We start from the raw sequence: 14,685 nt of genomic DNA, 5'->3' as shown, positions 1-14,685 counted from the left end.
CAGGGAACCAACGTTTCCAGGCCGGGTTATGCAATACGGATCGCGACCTTATGCCCCCCCGCTCTCGCGGTCCACGACATAGGCCCGGAAACGCTCACCCTCCCCCCCCGGTGAACGTTTCCGGGCCTTATCATGTCCGCATGATCGGATCGTGGCAGATCGAGAGTTCCGGTGCCGGAACGAATACGCTGCCCGATCATTCCCCTAGCGCTATTCAAGCCCAGGAGGTTCTATGCGTAAGGTTCTCGGATTGGTCGTCGTCGCGGGTGCGCTCATGGTCAGCGCATGCAACACGGTCGAAGGCGTCGGCAAAGACGTGAAGTCGGCCGGCAGCACGGTCGCCAAGACCGCCGACGACGCCAAGTAAGCTTCCACCTCACGTGGCAAGGAAAAGCCTCCGCTCCTTCGGGCGGGGGCTTTTTCGTGTCGGGTAGCCGTCTATTTTCGCCCCCGGATTTGATCCTGCGGCGAGGATATAGACTTGAGGCTCATCACCTCCCACAGATCTGCGGAGCGCGGGACGGGCGAGACCGCACCAAGACCCTCTATGTACCCCAGCGGAGGCCGCCGGGGCCCAGTTGGGAAAGCCGCTGTAAGTCATTACAAACCGACGTCCAACTGGGCCCCGGCCTCCGCCGGGGTACGACCGCTTATGACCGTCGGTGTGGATCGATCGTTTCCCTAGCCACTCCGTCACCGCGGCGTTGCGCCGGGGTCCCGCTTCTTCGGACGGTGCGAAGAAGCGGGATGCCGGATCAAGTCCGGCATGACGAGGATGTAAGTACGATCCCAATACCCCGATCGGTCATACGCAATCGCCCAGCTCGCCGGAACGTGGGTGGAGATTACGCCTCGACGACGTCGGTGCCGGCGACCTTCAGCCGCTTGCGCTCGGTGAACCAGATGCCGATGATCGCGACCTCGTAGAGCAGGATCAGCGGCACGGCGAGCAGCACCTGGCTCATCAGATCGGGCGGGGTCAGCACCGCCGCGAGCGCGGTCGCACCGACGATCGCATAGCGCCGCGCGCCGACCAGCTGCTTGCGGGTGACGATCCCGGCCCGTTCGAGCAGCATCAGCAGCACCGGCAGCAGGAAGGCGAGACCGAAGGCGAACAGGAATTGCATGACGATCGACAGGTAATTGCCGATCGCCGGCAGCGCCTCCTGCTTCACGCCACCGATATTGCCTTGGAAGCCCAGCAGGAAATGCAGCGCCATCGGGATCGCCATATAATAAGCGAGCGCCGCGCCGCAGATGAAGAGCAGGGGCGTTGCGAGGATGAAGGGCAGCAGGGCGCGCTTCTCCTTGCGGTACAGGCCGGGTGCGACGAACTGCCACAGCTGGTTGGCGATGACCGGGAACGAGATCATCATCGCCGCGAAGAAGGCGACCTTCACCTTGACGAGGAACGCCTCGAACAATTGCGTGTAGATCACCGTCTTCTGCCCGGCATGGAGCAGCGGTTGGACGAGGAAGGCGAAGATGTTTTCGGCGAAATAGTAACTGACGCCGAAGGCGATGACGATCGCCGCGATGCAATAAAGCAGCCGACGGCGCAGTTCGATCAGATGATCGAGCAACGGCGCACGGCTGGCGTCGATCTCGTCTTCGATGTCGAGGTCGCTCATGACGGGGTGCTATCGGGGCGCGGCGCCGGCGCGTGTTCGGGCGCGGCGGTGACGACGGGCTTTTCGACCATCACCGGCACATCCGCATCATGCGGAGGGCGATCGGCATCGAGGGGGGCAGGCGCGACGGGTTCCGCCGCCGCCTGCGATTCGGCATCGGAGCTGGCGGGATGTTCAGCCATGATCCGCGCATTCTCCGCAGCCCAGCGCTTTTCCATCTCTTCCAGTTCGGCCTCGCGCACCATGTTGTCGAAGCCCTGCCGGAACGAGCGGCTGACGCCCCGCGCCTTGCCGACCCAATAGCCGACGACGCGCATCGCCTTCGGCAGGTCCCTGGGTCCGATGACCACCAGCGCGACGACGGCGATGAGCAGGAATTCGGACGAATCTACACCAAACATCGGGTGCGGTCGCTCTGTATCGCGGACTTAACGGTCGTCGCGGACGCGCTCGCCGTCACGATCGAATGCAGGCTCGGCGGCCTTTTGTGCTTCGATGCGCGGCGCCGGCTTGGCGGGGACGTCGTCGTCGTGCTCTGCCATGCCCTTCTTGAAGTTCTTCACACCCTTGGCGACATCGCCCATCAGGTTGGAGAATCGGCCGCCGCCGAGCAGCAGAATTGCGACGACGGCAAGAACGAGCAGATGGATCGGGCTGAAGCTGCCCATGGCGTATCTCCTAGAATGTCCTCTTATCTAATCGCTATCGGCGTCCTTTGCCACCTCCAATGCTTCCTCCAGCGCAAGGTCGAGCGGATCGAGCAGGCCGGCGGCGCGCAGGTCGTCGATACCGGGCAGATCGCGGCGGCTGGCCAGTCCGAAATGATCGAGGAAGCCCGGCGTGGTCGCATAGAGCAGCGGGCGGCCCGGCAGCTCGCGCCGCCCCGCCGGGCGCACCCAGCCTGCCTCCAGCAGGACGTCGAGCGTGCCCTTGGCGGTCGCGACGCCGCGGATCGCCTCGATCTCGGCACGGGTGACGGGCTCGTGATAGGCGATGATCGCCAGCGTCTCGATACCGGCGCGGCTCAGCCGGCGCGTCTCCTCGCGATCGCGGCGGAGCAGATGCGCGAGATCGGGCGCGGTTTCGAAATGCCAGCGGTCGCCGCGGCGGACCAAGGCGATGCCGCGGCCGGCGTAATCGCGTTCGAGCCGCGCGAGCGCCGACCGCACGTCGACGTCGCCGACATAGGCGCGGATCGAATCGACGCCGAGCGGCTCGGCCGCGGCGAACAGCAGCGCCTCGACCGCGCGCACCGCATCGTCGGGGGGCGTCATCGCATTGCCCTGACGTAGAGCGGGGCGAATGGCGCCGATTGGCGCAGTTCCACCCTGCCCTGTTTGGCGAGTTCGAGCGCGGCGAGGAAGGACGAGGCAAGCGCCGACTTGCGCAGCCGGCCGGACCCGTCGGGCAGGAAGCTCTCCAGCGTCGCCCAGTCGAGGTGCACGCCGACCAGCCGCGAGACGCGCTCCAGCGCCGCCTCCAGCGTCATCACCTCGCGATCGGCGACGACGTGCATCACCGGGCGGGTGCGCGCGCTGACCCGGCCGTAGGCGGCGATGAGGTCGTAGATATCCGCCTGCCACCGGGCGTGGCGGATCGTCCGCAGCCCCTCCGGCGCGGGCCGCAGGAAGACGTCGCGGCCCAGCCGGTCGCGCGCCATCAGTCGCGCGCCCGCCTCGCGCATCGCGGCGAGCCGTTCGAGGCGCAGTTGCAGCCGCAGCGCCAGCTCCTCGGGGTCCGGCTCCTGCTCGGGATCGCGCGGCAGCAGCAGCGCCGATTTGAGATAGGCGAGCCATGCCGCCATCACGAGATAGTCGGCGGCGACTTCCAGTTGCAGCGTCTGCCGCTGCTGCATGTAGCGCAGATATTGCTCGACCAGCGCGAGGATCGACAGCTTGCGCAAATCGACCTTCTGCGCGCGCGCCAGCGTCAGCAGCAGGTCGAGCGGCCCCTCCCACCCCTCCAGATCGAGCGTGAGCTGTTCGGGTTCGGCCATCAGACCAGGGCGAGAAACGCGTCGCGTTGCGCGATCAATGCGTCGATGTCGCCCTCGGGCGCGCCGACGCTCGCCATCGCGCGATCGAGGCGCGCGCGGGCGGCATCGCCGATCGGGCCGAGCCGGCCGGCGATCTCGACCATCTCGTCCATCCGCGCCCAGCAATCGAGGACGACGTCGCAACCGGCGGCGATTGCACCCGCCGCTTTCTCGCCGGCGGTGCCGGACAGCGCCTTCATGTCGATGTCGTCGGTCATCAGCAGTCCGTCGAAGCCGATCGCGCCGCGGATCACCTGTTCGATGACGATCGGCGACAACGTCGCCGGGCGGTCGCGGTCCCAGGCCTCGAAGACGATGTGCGAGGTCATGCCCATCGGCGCCTGCGCCAACGTGCGGAACGGTTCCAGGTCGACCTCCAGCGCCGCCGCGTCGGCAGTGACGGTGGGCAGGAGATGGTGGCTGTCGACCCGCGCGCGGCCGTGGCCGGGCATGTGCTTGACGACGCCGACGACGCCGCCGGCCGCCAGCCCCTCCAGCATCGCGCGGCCGAGCGCGGCGACCTGCATCGGCTCGGCACCATAAGCGCGGCAGGTGATCGCCTCGGTCGTGTCGGGCTGCGCAACGTCGATAATCGGGGCACAATCGACGCTGATGCCCACCTCGGCAAGCATCAGGCCCAGCGCTTGGCCGTTGGCGCGCATCGCCTGGATCGCCGACATCGGCGCGGTTTCGTAGAGCGCGGCGAAGGCGGGGCCGCCGGGAAAGGCGGGCCATTCGGGCGGCCCCATGCGCGCGACGCGACCGCCCTCCTGGTCGATCAGGATCGGCAGGTCGGCGCGGCCGGAGAGGTCCCGGAGCGCGTCGGTGAGGGCGCGGACCTGTTCGCGGTCGCGGATGTTGCGCTTGAAGAGGATATAGCCGGCGGGGTCCGCCTCGGCGAAGAAGGCGCGTTCGTCGGGGGTGAGGGCGAGACCGGCGATGCCGAAGATGACGGGCTTCATGCGCCACGGTTAGCGCGGGTGTGCGCAAGATGCGAGGGTCGGGGCCTCAGTCGTCCCCCGCCAGGGGGAGGAGTGGCGTTCAAAGCTGGTTGCTAAGTCCTCCCCCGCCAGGGGGAGGTGGCGCCGCGAAGCGGTGACGGAGGGGGAGGATGCGGCGAACCGTGTCGTCTGCGGAAGCGCCCCCTCCACCACGGCCTGCGGCCGCGGTCCCCCTCCCCCGCTGACGCGAGGGAGGACTTTAGGCCCCCTCAGCTTGCGACGAAGCAGCTTTCGCCCGCGACGCGCAGGCGGCCGCAGATGTCCGCGGCCTGGTTGGCGCTGCCGGCGTTGACGCGCAGGCGGTAGAGGGTGCGGCCGCCGGTGGCGACCGATTGCACCGACTTGCCAAGTGGTGCCAAATAGCTGAAGCGCTTGGAGAAACCGTCCCATGCGCTGTTCGCCAGCGCCTCGCTGGGATAGGCGCCGAGCTGGACCAGCGAGCCGCTGGCGCCGGTCGCCGCGGGCTTGCGCTGGACGCTGACCGGCTCCGCGGCGACGAGCTTGCCGCTCGATGCGGGCACCTGCGCGACCGCGTTGCTGCCGCCGGGGCCGGCGGTCTTGGCGGTCGGCGTGACGCGATGGCCGTCGATCGGCTTTTCCGGCACCGCATTGAGGTCGATCGAGCCGTTGCCCGCCTTGCCCGCGCTGGTCGCAATCGCGGCATCGCCCTCGCCCTTGACCTTGAGGCCGCCGGGCTCGTCGGGCTTGACCTTGTAATCACCGTCCTGCGCCGCGATCAGCTGGCCGTCCGCGGTGGCGCGGGTCTGCAGCTTGTAGATGCCGAAGATGATGAGCGCGAGCACGGCAAGCCCGACGACGACCAGCGCGATCGTCTTGCCGATCGGCGCACCCTGTTCCTCGTCGGGCTCGACGGTTTCGAGCCACGGCAGGCGATCCTCGTCGCGCAGATCCAGTCCGTCCCCCATCACTTCATCTCCGAAACCGCGACCACACCCATGATGCTCAGCCCGTTACGGATAATCTGTGCGATCGCCGTCGCCAAGAACAGACGCGCCGCGGTGGCATCATGATCGTCGACCACCAGGAAGCGACGGTCGGGCCGGTCGTTGCCGACGTTCCACAAAGCGTGGAAAGCGGCAGCTAAGTCATACAGATAGAACGCAATTCTATGCGGCTCGCGCGCCGTGGCGGCGGTCTCGACGATGCGTGGGAATTGCGCGGCGAGCTTCACCAGCGCCAGCTCCTCCGTATCAAGCCGGGACAGATCGGCGGTACGCGCGGTGATCCCCGCCTCCTCGGCGCGGCGGTGCAGCGAGGCGACGCGGGCGTGCGCATACTGGACGTAGAAGACCGGATTGTCCTTCGACGCCTCGACCACCTTGGCGAAGTCGAAGTCCATCTGCGCGTCGGAGCGACGGGTCAGCATCGTGAAGCGGACGACGTCCTTGCCGACCTCGCGCACCACGTCGGCGAGCGTGACGAAATTGCCGGCGCGCTTCGACATCTTGACGGGCTCGCCGCCGCGCAGCAGCCGTACCATCTGGACGAGCTTGACGTCGAAGCGCGTCTTGCCGCCGGTCAGCGCGGCGACCGCGGCCTGGATGCGCTTGACGGTGCCGGCATGGTCGGCGCCCCAGATGTCGATGAGCTGGTCGGCGGACTGGCTCTTCTGGAAATGATAGGCGAGGTCGGCGCCGAAATAGGTCCATTGGCCGTTCGACTTCTTGATCGGCCGATCCTGATCGTCGCCGAACTGGGTCGAGCGGAACAGCGGCAGCTCGACCGGTTCCCAATCCTCGGGTGTCTCGCCCTTGGGCGCTTCCAGCACGCCGTCGTAGACGAGGCCGCGCGACCGCAACTCCGCCTCGGCCGCCTCGGGCTTGCCGGCGGCCTGCAACTCCGCCTCGGACGAGAACAGGTCGTGGTGGATGCCGAGCAGCGCGAGATCCGCGCGGATCATCACCAGCATCGCCGCGACCGCGCGGGTGCGGAACAGCGCCAGCCATTCGCCTTCCGGCGCATCGACGTAGCGGCCGCCGAATTCGGCGGCGAGCTCCTGCCCGACGGGGACGAGATAGTCGCCGGGGTAGAGCCCCTCGGGGATCGCGATCGTCTCGCCGAGCGCCTCGCGGTAGCGCAGGTGCGCGGAGCGGGCGAGCACGTCGACCTGACCGCCGGCGTCGTTGACGTAATATTCGCGGATGACCTTGTGGCCGGCGAATTCGAGCAACGCGGCGAGCGCATCGCCGACGACGGCGCCGCGGCAATGGCCCATGTGCATCGGGCCGGTCGGGTTGGCGGAGACGTATTCGACGTTGACGCTCACCCCCTGCCCCAGCGTCGAGCGGCCGTAATCGTCGCCCGCCGCCTGGATCTGCGCGAGTTCGTCGCGCCATGCCGCATCGGTGAGACGTAGGTTGATGAAGCCGGGGCCGGCGACGCTCGCCTCGGCGACGTCGTCGAGCCTGGCGAGTTCGGCGGCGAGCGCCTCGCCGAGCGCCCGCGGGTTGAGCTTGGCGGGCTTGGCGAGGACCATCGCGGCGTTGGTGGCGAGATCGCCATGGGTGACGTCGCGCGGCGGCTCGACGGTCACGTTCTTGCGGTCGAGGTCGGCGGGCAACGTGCCGGCCGCGGTCAGCGTGTCGAGAGCCGCGGCGACATGCGCGGCGAAGCGGGTGTAAAGCGTCATGAGCGTCCGTTCGGCGAAAGTCCCCTGCTCTAGCTCACAAGCGGGGTAGGTACAAATAGCTGCGCTGCACCATGGCGTGTTGGACGACATGGACAAGATGGACACCTTAATGGAAACGATCGGGGGTGATCGTTTCCGTTCCTGCACTGATCGGTCGATGCGCCACGTCGAGGCGAGACCGACGTTCAGGGTTATAGAGCATTCCTCCCCCGCCAGGGGGAGGTGGCAGGCCGTAGGCCTGACGGAGGGGGAGGATACGGCAACCGAAGACATCGCTTACCTCCCCCTCCGTCACGGCTTCGCCGCGCCACCTCCCCCTGGCGGGGGAGGAATTTAAAAGAGCGTCGATGCTAATCTAGCAAAGGGAATGCATGTAGGACAGCCGGCCTCTCACACCCGCAGCAATCCCTCGATCGCCGCCGTCTTCGCGCTCGCCGGGAACAGCGCGGCCATGGCGCGGGGCGGCTCGACCGCGAAATGGTCGGCGACCGCGCCGCCGATGAAGGCGTCGAGCGGCGTCGTCGGCTTGAGGTCGCGCGCTTCGTAGAGGCTGGCGGGGGCGAGACCGGGCCAGTCGGCGAGGACGCGGCCGCCGCGGACCGCGCCGCCGAACAGCATCGCCGCGGTGCCGGTGCCGTGATCGGTACCGCCGGTGCCGTTGATCGCGACGGTGCGGCCGAATTCGGTGGCGACCAGCACCAAAGTATCCTCCCAGACCGGGCCGAGCCCCGCCTGGAGCGCGCCGAGCATCGCATCGAGCCCCTTGAGCTGCGTCGCGAGGCGGCCGCGCTGGCCGGCATGCGTGTCCCAGCCGCCGGTCTCGATCGTCGCGATGCGCGCGCCGTTCGCCGGCGCGAGCAGCCGCGCCGCCAGCGCACCGGTCGCGGCGGCGTTGCGGCCGTTGTCGCGGGTTAGGTCGCCGGTCAGCTGGCGCGTCTGCATCGCCTCGTTCCACAGCCCGTGGAGCTGCGCATCGCCTTGATAAAGCTGCGTTACCCGAGCGAGCAGGTCGTCCGACGCATCGGGCAGCGACGAGGGCGCGTAGCTCGCCACCTCGCGGCGGCCGCGCAAGGCCATCGGCACGGTGGCGGCGATCGCGATCGCCTTCGCATCGTCGGTGGGAACGACGCCGAGCAGGCGGTTCATCCAGCCGTCCTTGAGCTGGTACGCGCCGATGCCGCCGGTTTCGAGCACGTTCTGGCCGTCGAAATGCGAGCGGTCGCGATAGGGCGAGGCGATCGCATGCGCGAACAGCGCCTGCCCCTTGCCATAAAGCGCGGCGGCGTTGGCCATCGCCGGATGGAGCGCGAACATCGCATCGAGCTTCGTACCCGAGGTCAGGTCGGCGGCGAGGTCGCCGCGCGCGCCGACGAAGGCGGGATCGCCGACCGCGCCGATCGTGCCGAGCCCGTCCGCCGCACCGCGCTGGATGATGAAGACGAAGCGCTTGGCGGTCGCCGCCTTGGCGAAGGCCATACGCGGCGCGAAACTGCCGAGCAGGCCGAGGCCGCCGGCGGCGAGGAAGGAGCGACGATCCATGATCTTACCTCCGCATCATTTCGGGTGAGACGAGCAGGAGCGCGAGCGCCTGCCCGGGGCTTTCGGCGCGGGCGAGCGCCTGCGTCGTCGCGGGCGAGACCGCATCGGGGAACAGCCGCGGCGCGAGCGCGCGCGCATCGATCGTCGCGCCCGAGCGCGCGGCGAAGCGCTCCGCCGCCTCGACGCGGCGCATCACCGCATCGGGACCGGCCCAGCTCGGCGCGGTGTCGTCGTAACCGATGGGCTGGCCGGGCTTCCACACCGGCTGGCCCAATTGGTTGAGCAGGCCCTGCACCGCCTGCGGCTTGACGTCGGCGAGGCCGAGCGCGCGGTAGCTGGAGACCGCCCATTCCCACGGCGTCTTGAACTTGGCCGGCGCCGGCCGCCACGCCTCGGGCGAGGCGATCAGCGCGCGATAGACGGTGGGCAGATCGCCGTTCGAGCGGCGGAACGCCGTTTCCAGCCGCGCGACCATCGCCGGCGGCGGCGCGTCGCCGGCGAAATGGCGGGCGAGCTTGGTGGCGATATGGCGCGCGGTCGCGAGGTGGACGGCGAAATCGGCGAGCGCGGCGCGGGCCTGCCCCTCCTCGCCCGCCGGATAGGTCTTGCCGAGGATCGTGCGCGTGCCGGGCTGGTGGATGTCGGGCACGAAGGCGAAGCTGCCCGGCGGCCGATCGGCGACGAAGCGCGCGGCCGGGCCGCCGCCGATCACGCCGACCGTCCAGCCGGTCATCGCGCGGGCGAATTCGGTGACGTCGGCCTGGGTATAGCCGGTGCGGACGCCGAGCGTGTGCAGCTCCATGATCTCGCGCGCGAGATTTTCGTTGAGCCCGACCTTGCGCTGGCCACGCGCGGCGGCCCTCGCGCCGACCGGACTGTCGGGACCGACCGACACCGCCTGATCGAGATAGAGCAGCATCGCCGGATGGCGCTCGACCGCGAACAGCATGTCGGCGAAGCGACCCATGACATGGGGGCGGATCGCCTCCATCTCCAGTGTACCTGACAGGCCGATGAGTTCGAGCTTGTCGGCCGAGACGGCGAAGTGATTCGACCAGAACCAGACGAGCCGCTCGGCGAAGGGCGTCGGCGTGGCGATCGCCACGGCGGTGCGCGCGCCGACCAGATCCGCGTAATCCTGTTGCGCGGCATGCTGGGCGGTGTCGCGCGCCAGCTGCTTGGCGTCGCGTCGCGGGGCGGCGGCCGGTGTCGTCGACGGCGCGGTCATCGGCTGGGTGGCCATCGGCGGGGTGGCGATCGGTGGCGTGGCCGGGGTCGGGGGCGGCGTCTGGCGGATCTGGCGTTGCACCGCCTGATAGGCGGCGAGGTCGGCGGCGACCTTGGCACTCGTCGGCGCGGCGGCGATCGGTGCGGGGGTCGTCTGGTAGGCGGCGATCTGCGTCGCCAGCCAGTTGCGCGGGTCGGTCGGCGGCGACTCGTCCGCACGGGCACCTAAACCGAACCTATTCAATGCGATGGCCGCTTCAGACATGCGATGCTCCTCGCTCCCGGACGCGCAGGATAGGTCCGAAATGTCGCAGAACTATGCCAGTTGCGGCGTATCGATTGTGTACGGCACAATCGGTCCATTGTGGATTTGCATTTGAGCGGCTTGCAGCACTGCAATATAGCAAGCGTCAGAAAGTTCGGAGGGGACCTGATCGAGCGCGATACACTCTGCGGGAGGCGATCATGCGCAAGACTGTTGTCCTACTGGCCGTCGCGGCGGCCACCCTCATCTCGACCGGCGCTATGGCGCGCGATGCCGAACGGACGTTCCAGCACGAGGGGAGCACCTACGTCTACACCGCGACCGACGTGTCGGCGGACCGCCACGTGATCCGCGGCCGTCGCCTTCTGGGCGGCGAAAGTTTTCGCTTCGTCGTGCGCGGCAGCCGCGTGACCGGTGCCGCCAACGGCGTGCCGGTGTCGTTCCGCACCGCCGATGCGCGCGGCGCGGTGAGCCCGACGCGGCTGGCGTCGCGGTAAGTATCGGGCGGGCGGCGGGCGGGGTTGCCCTGCCCGCCATCCCGGATCGCTGCACAGCCTTCGCGAAGGTCGACCACGCCGCGCATGCCCAGCAGTGTTCCTGCGGAAGCAGGAAGCGAGGGCCAAGCAGAGCAACGGCTCACGGCATTCGGAACCCTGGGCTCCTGCCTTCGCAGGAGCACTGGCGGGGCGTTTCTTGGGTGTCGACGTGTCCCGGGAGGGAATGCGCTTCCGTCACCCGGTGGGCCACGGGACGCGGGGCTCGACCGTCTGCGGTCATCGAGCCCCCTCTCCCGCGCATGGCTCCTTCCCTAAAACCCTTCAGGCAATTCGATGGCGCCGACCAGTTCGCGATAGCGGGCGATGGCGTAGCGGTCGGTCATGCCGGCGATGAAGTCGGCGATGTGGCGGCTGCGGCCGGGTTCGTCGTGCGGCACGTCCTCGGCCCATTCGGTGGTCATCGCCGCTGGGTCGGCGCGATAGGCCTCGAACAGGCCGGTGACGATGCCGTGGGCGGTATCGGCGGCGGCGAGCTGGCGCGGATGGTGGTAGAGGTTGGCGTACATGAAGCGCTTGAGGTCGCGCTCCTCCTCGCGCATCGCCGGTGAGAAGCCGCACAATGCCTCCCCCGCCGCGCGAACGTCGTCGGCGCTGGTGACGCCCGAGGCGGCGATGCGGCGGCGGGTTTCGTCAATCAGATCGTTGACCATCGTGCCGATCTGGCTGCGGACGAGTTCGCTCGCCAGCCGCTTGGGCGCGACATCGGGAAAGCGCGCACACGCCCCCGCCCAGCCGCGCGCGACGATCGGCACCGCGAGCAACTGGTCGAGCGTCAGCAGCCCGGCGCGCAGCCCGTCGTCGATGTCGTGATTGTCATAGGCGATGTCGTCGGCGATCGCCGCGACCTGCGCCTCGAGGCTGGCGTGGCTGGTCAGATCGAGCGGGAAATGCGCATCCGCCTCGCGTAGCGCCCAGCCGGGATGGCGGACCGGGCCATTGTGCTTGGCGAGCCCCTCCAGCGTCTCCCACGTCAGATTGAGCCCGTTCCAGCGCGGATAGGGCCGCTCGATCAGCGTCAGCGCACGCAACGTATGGCCGTTGTGATCGAAACCGCCGGCATCGGCGAGCGCGACCTTGAGCGCATCCTCGCCGGCATGACCAAACGGCGGGTGGCCGATATCGTGTGCGAGGCACAGCGCCTCGGTAAGGTCCTCGTTGAGGCCGAGCACGCGCGCGATGGTCCGGCCGATCTGCGCGACCTCGAGGCTGTGGGTCAGGCGGACGCGGAAATGGTCGCCATCGGGCGCCATGAACACCTGCGTCTTGTGACGCAGGCGGCGGAAGCTGATCGAATGGATGATGCGGTCGCGGTCGCGCTGGAAATCGTCGCGCGGACCGCGGGCGGTCCCGGTCTGTTCCTCGTAACGGCGACCTTTGCTGCGCGCCGGGTTCGAGGCCCAGGGCGCGCGCAGGCTCATTTACCCCTGCCGGCCGGTAATTTGGTGACGGTCTGGCCGGGGTCGCTGGTGAAGGTGAAGGTCGCGACGCCTTCCTTCTTGAGCTGGTTGACGAAGCTGCGCGCCTCGGCGTCGGTCTTGAACGGGCCGACGAGCACGCGGTTGGTGGCGCGCAGCGGCGTCGACCAGGCGCTGCGGCCGGCGAACACCGTCGGCGCCTTCGCCTTCACCGCGGCATAGGCCTTGGGCAGATCGTTCTCATTGGCGCCGCCGGCCACCTGTACCCAGATGCGTTCCGGATTGGCGCGGGCGAGGCGCTTTTCCTCGGCGGCGGCCTTCTTCTCCTCGGCGGCCTCCTTGGCATCGGCGAGCTTCTTCGCGTCGGCGAGCTTCTTGGCAGCGAGCGCCTTCTTGTCGGTCGCGGCCTTGCGGTCGGCGGCGCGCTTCTCGGCGGCGGCCTGAACCGCCAGCGCCTTCTCCGCCGCGGCGTCGCGCGCTTCCTTGGCCTTGGCCTCGGCGATCACGCGTGCGGCGGTATCGGCGGGCGGGATCGCGGCGAGCGGTGCGGGCTTGACCGGCTCGGTCACGCCCAATTCGGACGCCGGGATCGACAGGCCGGCGACGATGCGCGCGAGCACGCTGTCCGCCTCGGCGCGCGACGGCGGTGCGCTGTAATTGGCCGGCGGCGTGGTCGTCGCGGTGACCACGGGCTGGCTCGGCGTCGCCGCGGGCGGCGTGCTCGACGGCGACGCGGCGGCGGTGAAGCCGGGTGCCGGGTTGGCTGTGGCGGGCTGCACCGCGACCTGCGGTGCCGGCGTGGTGGTGAAGCCGGGCTGAGGTGCCGGGGTCGCGGGAAGCCTTGCCGATGCCGTTGCGCTGTAGACCGGTGTCGGTGTCGGTGTCGGTACGCTCGTGATAGCCGTTACGGGCGACGACGGGCGCGGCTGGACCGATGCGAGTTGCACGGGCGCGGCTTGCGTCACCGCCGGCGTGCTCGTCCGGACCGGCGGCAGCGCGGATGCCGTCACCGGGGCGGGCGTCGGCGATGGCGTCGGCGTGCTGGCGAGCGTCACCGGTGCGCCCTGCGGCTGCGACGGCAGCGGCTGGACGCGGGCGAGCGCGGCGGTCGCCTGCTGATAGGTCGGCGCGGGTGTTGGCGTGCGGGTGGCGACGGACGGCTGGACCGGCACCCGTGTGTTCGATGCGAGCGCGACGCCATCGCGGCTGCCGCGGCGGCGCCGGTCCTTCTTGCCGGGCTGGACGGCGGGCTGCACCGCGGCGAGCGCGACCGGTGCCGGCTCGGGCGCGAGCTGCGGCAGGATCGGCGCGAGGCGCGAATCGGCGAGCCGCTCCGGCGTGGTGTGGACCTCGCCGAAATGCACCGCGAACGCCCGGTCGGCGGCGGGCAGCGCCGGCAGCCGGCGGAAGAACGGGATCAGGCCCTGCGCCATGCCGGGCGGCAGCATGGTGGTCGCGATCTTCTCGGCACCCGCCTGATCGCCGCCCATCGCCAGGATGAAGGCGCGGATGCGCCAGGCGCTGCGGTCGGTCTTGCGGAGCAGCGGGTCGAGCTGTTCGAGCGCCTGTTCGCGCTTGCCCGAGATGCCCAGCGACAGCGCGTAGCGGCGGACGATCTCGTCGTCGGGATCGGTCTTGAGCGCGAGGCGATAGTCGCGCTGCGCGCGCTCCTGCTGGCCGATCAGATCGTAGGCGAGGCCGCGGTCGCCGGCGAAGCGGCGCACGTCGGCGCCGGCGGCCTCGGCCTGCGAGAAATAGCGCAGCGCCTCGCCGGGGCGCTCGGAGCGGACGAGGATCGCGCCCTCGCCGGCCTTGATGCGCGGATCGCCGACCGACACCTTCTCGGCGCGCGCGTAGAGCGAGGCGGCACCGCTGAGATCGCCGAGCGACAGCGACAGATCGGCGGCGGCGATCAGCGCGTTGAGATCGCGCGGATTGGACGCGAGCGCGCGCATCTGCTCGGCGAGCCGGTCGGCGTCGGTGGTGCCGGGCAGCGCCTGCACCACCTCCTGCGCGAACAGGGCGGCGGGCGCGGTCGCCAGCAGGAGCGCGGCGGGCGCCAGAAAGGAGGACAACGGAAATCGCATGAGGTCGCGGCGACTAGAGCCGAGCGCTCCTGAACCGGCAATGTCCGATCACGCGACGCGCGGCGAACGGAGGCTGAACGGCGACGAACATCGGTGGGGGAAGCTCAGATGGGAGAAAACTATATTCCTCCCCCGCCAGGGAGTGCCGGGTTGAACGGCCCCCGGCCGTTCAACCCGGCACTGTGGCAGTGCGAAGCACTGACGGAGGGGGAGGATACGGCGAACTACGTCGTAGGTGGAAACGCCCCCTCCACCACCCGGCTGCGCCGGGCGGTCCC

The 14,685-nt window shown here is 69.4% G+C and carries 14 protein-coding genes; 2 read left to right on the top strand and 12 right to left on the bottom strand.

The window, feature by feature from the left end; all coding sequences use genetic code 11:
- Positions 1-232 precede the first annotated feature (232 nt).
- The gene (locus SFC76_RS07835) at positions 233-367 is read left to right on the top strand and encodes an entericidin A/B family lipoprotein (protein ID WP_038662115.1); all 135 of its coding nucleotides are present in this window, start codon (positions 233-235) and stop codon (positions 365-367) included.
- Positions 368-845: 478 nt separating this feature from the next.
- Here SFC76_RS07835 and tatC read toward each other — a convergent pair whose 3' ends face one another.
- The 10 genes from tatC to SFC76_RS07785 form a co-directional block, all read right to left on the bottom strand.
- Positions 846-1,631, bottom strand: a complete 786-nt coding sequence (gene tatC, locus SFC76_RS07830) for a twin-arginine translocase subunit TatC (protein WP_322848920.1) — start codon at positions 1,629-1,631, stop codon at positions 846-848.
- Positions 1,628-2,032: a Sec-independent protein translocase protein TatB gene (tatB, locus tag SFC76_RS07825; protein WP_322848919.1), complete on the bottom strand. Its 405-nt coding sequence runs from the start codon at positions 2,030-2,032 to the stop codon at positions 1,628-1,630. Before tatB ends, tatC begins: the two co-directional genes overlap by 4 nt.
- A 27-nt stretch (positions 2,033-2,059) precedes the next feature.
- Positions 2,060-2,299, bottom strand: coding sequence for a twin-arginine translocase TatA/TatE family subunit (locus SFC76_RS07820; RefSeq protein ID WP_038662123.1), 240 nt, complete (start codon positions 2,297-2,299; stop codon positions 2,060-2,062).
- A 27-nt stretch (positions 2,300-2,326) separates the two neighbouring features.
- Positions 2,327-2,905: an SMC-Scp complex subunit ScpB gene (scpB, locus tag SFC76_RS07815; RefSeq protein ID WP_322848918.1), complete on the bottom strand. Its 579-nt coding sequence runs from the start codon at positions 2,903-2,905 to the stop codon at positions 2,327-2,329.
- A complete protein-coding gene (locus SFC76_RS07810) occupies positions 2,902-3,627 on the bottom strand; it encodes a ScpA family protein (RefSeq protein ID WP_322848917.1) in 726 nt (241 codons plus the stop codon). The genes scpB and SFC76_RS07810 overlap by 4 nt, the downstream gene beginning before the upstream one ends.
- Positions 3,627-4,628, bottom strand: coding sequence for a glycoside hydrolase family 3 N-terminal domain-containing protein (locus tag SFC76_RS07805; protein WP_322848916.1), 1,002 nt, complete (start codon positions 4,626-4,628; stop codon positions 3,627-3,629). Before SFC76_RS07805 ends, SFC76_RS07810 begins: the two co-directional genes overlap by 1 nt.
- Before the next feature lie 248 nt (positions 4,629-4,876).
- The gene (locus SFC76_RS07800) at positions 4,877-5,593 is read right to left on the bottom strand and encodes an SPOR domain-containing protein (RefSeq protein WP_322848915.1); all 717 of its coding nucleotides are present in this window, start codon (positions 5,591-5,593) and stop codon (positions 4,877-4,879) included.
- Complete coding sequence (gene argS, locus SFC76_RS07795; RefSeq protein ID WP_322848914.1) at positions 5,593-7,317, bottom strand: arginine--tRNA ligase; 1,725 nt, start codon at positions 7,315-7,317, stop codon at positions 5,593-5,595. Before argS ends, SFC76_RS07800 begins: the two co-directional genes overlap by 1 nt.
- A 390-nt stretch (positions 7,318-7,707) precedes the next feature.
- Complete coding sequence (locus SFC76_RS07790; RefSeq protein ID WP_322848913.1) at positions 7,708-8,856, bottom strand: DUF1501 domain-containing protein; 1,149 nt, start codon at positions 8,854-8,856, stop codon at positions 7,708-7,710.
- A gap of 4 nt (positions 8,857-8,860) precedes the next feature.
- Positions 8,861-10,348, bottom strand: a complete 1,488-nt coding sequence (locus SFC76_RS07785) for a DUF1800 domain-containing protein (RefSeq protein ID WP_322848912.1) — start codon at positions 10,346-10,348, stop codon at positions 8,861-8,863.
- Positions 10,349-10,548: 200 nt separating this feature from the next.
- Between SFC76_RS07785 and SFC76_RS07780 the strand changes: the two genes are divergently transcribed.
- Positions 10,549-10,845, top strand: a complete 297-nt coding sequence (locus SFC76_RS07780; protein ID WP_322848911.1) for a hypothetical protein — start codon at positions 10,549-10,551, stop codon at positions 10,843-10,845.
- Between the two features lie 311 nt (positions 10,846-11,156).
- Here the strand turns inward: SFC76_RS07780 and SFC76_RS07775 are convergent, their stop codons facing one another.
- Positions 11,157-12,323: a deoxyguanosinetriphosphate triphosphohydrolase gene (locus tag SFC76_RS07775; RefSeq protein WP_322848910.1), complete on the bottom strand. Its 1,167-nt coding sequence runs from the start codon at positions 12,321-12,323 to the stop codon at positions 11,157-11,159.
- Positions 12,320-14,395 carry a tetratricopeptide repeat protein gene (locus SFC76_RS07770; protein ID WP_322848909.1) on the bottom strand — a complete coding sequence of 692 codons (2,076 nt, stop codon included), beginning with the start codon at positions 14,393-14,395 and terminating at the stop codon, positions 12,320-12,322. The genes SFC76_RS07775 and SFC76_RS07770 overlap by 4 nt, the downstream gene beginning before the upstream one ends.
- Positions 14,396-14,685 lie beyond the last annotated feature (290 nt).

The organism is Sphingomonas sp. CD22 (genome assembly GCF_034556155.1).
GTDB lineage: Bacteria > Pseudomonadota > Alphaproteobacteria > Sphingomonadales > Sphingomonadaceae > Sphingomonas.
This window is presented reverse-complemented; position numbering and strand designations above follow the sequence as displayed.

Excerpts from the sequence above, each read along its gene's own strand:
- SFC76_RS07835 (WP_038662115.1), top strand. The coding sequence starts at position 233 with ATGCGTAAGGTTCTCGGATTGGTCGTCGTCGCGGGTGCGCTCATGGTC.
- tatC (WP_322848920.1), bottom strand. The coding sequence starts at position 1,631 with ATGAGCGACCTCGACATCGAAGACGAGATCGACGCCAGCCGTGCGCCG.
- tatB (WP_322848919.1), bottom strand. The coding sequence starts at position 2,032 with ATGTTTGGTGTAGATTCGTCCGAATTCCTGCTCATCGCCGTCGTCGCG.
- SFC76_RS07820 (WP_038662123.1), bottom strand. The coding sequence starts at position 2,299 with ATGGGCAGCTTCAGCCCGATCCATCTGCTCGTTCTTGCCGTCGTCGCA.
- scpB (WP_322848918.1), bottom strand. The coding sequence starts at position 2,905 with ATGACGCCCCCCGACGATGCGGTGCGCGCGGTCGAGGCGCTGCTGTTC.
- SFC76_RS07810 (WP_322848917.1), bottom strand. The coding sequence starts at position 3,627 with ATGGCCGAACCCGAACAGCTCACGCTCGATCTGGAGGGGTGGGAGGGG.
- SFC76_RS07805 (WP_322848916.1), bottom strand. The coding sequence starts at position 4,628 with ATGAAGCCCGTCATCTTCGGCATCGCCGGTCTCGCCCTCACCCCCGAC.
- SFC76_RS07800 (WP_322848915.1), bottom strand. The coding sequence starts at position 5,593 with ATGGGGGACGGACTGGATCTGCGCGACGAGGATCGCCTGCCGTGGCTC.
- argS (WP_322848914.1), bottom strand. The coding sequence starts at position 7,317 with ATGACGCTTTACACCCGCTTCGCCGCGCATGTCGCCGCGGCTCTCGAC.
- SFC76_RS07790 (WP_322848913.1), bottom strand. The coding sequence starts at position 8,856 with ATGGATCGTCGCTCCTTCCTCGCCGCCGGCGGCCTCGGCCTGCTCGGC.
- SFC76_RS07785 (WP_322848912.1), bottom strand. The coding sequence starts at position 10,348 with ATGTCTGAAGCGGCCATCGCATTGAATAGGTTCGGTTTAGGTGCCCGT.
- SFC76_RS07780 (WP_322848911.1), top strand. The coding sequence starts at position 10,549 with ATGCGCAAGACTGTTGTCCTACTGGCCGTCGCGGCGGCCACCCTCATC.
- SFC76_RS07775 (WP_322848910.1), bottom strand. The coding sequence starts at position 12,323 with ATGAGCCTGCGCGCGCCCTGGGCCTCGAACCCGGCGCGCAGCAAAGGT.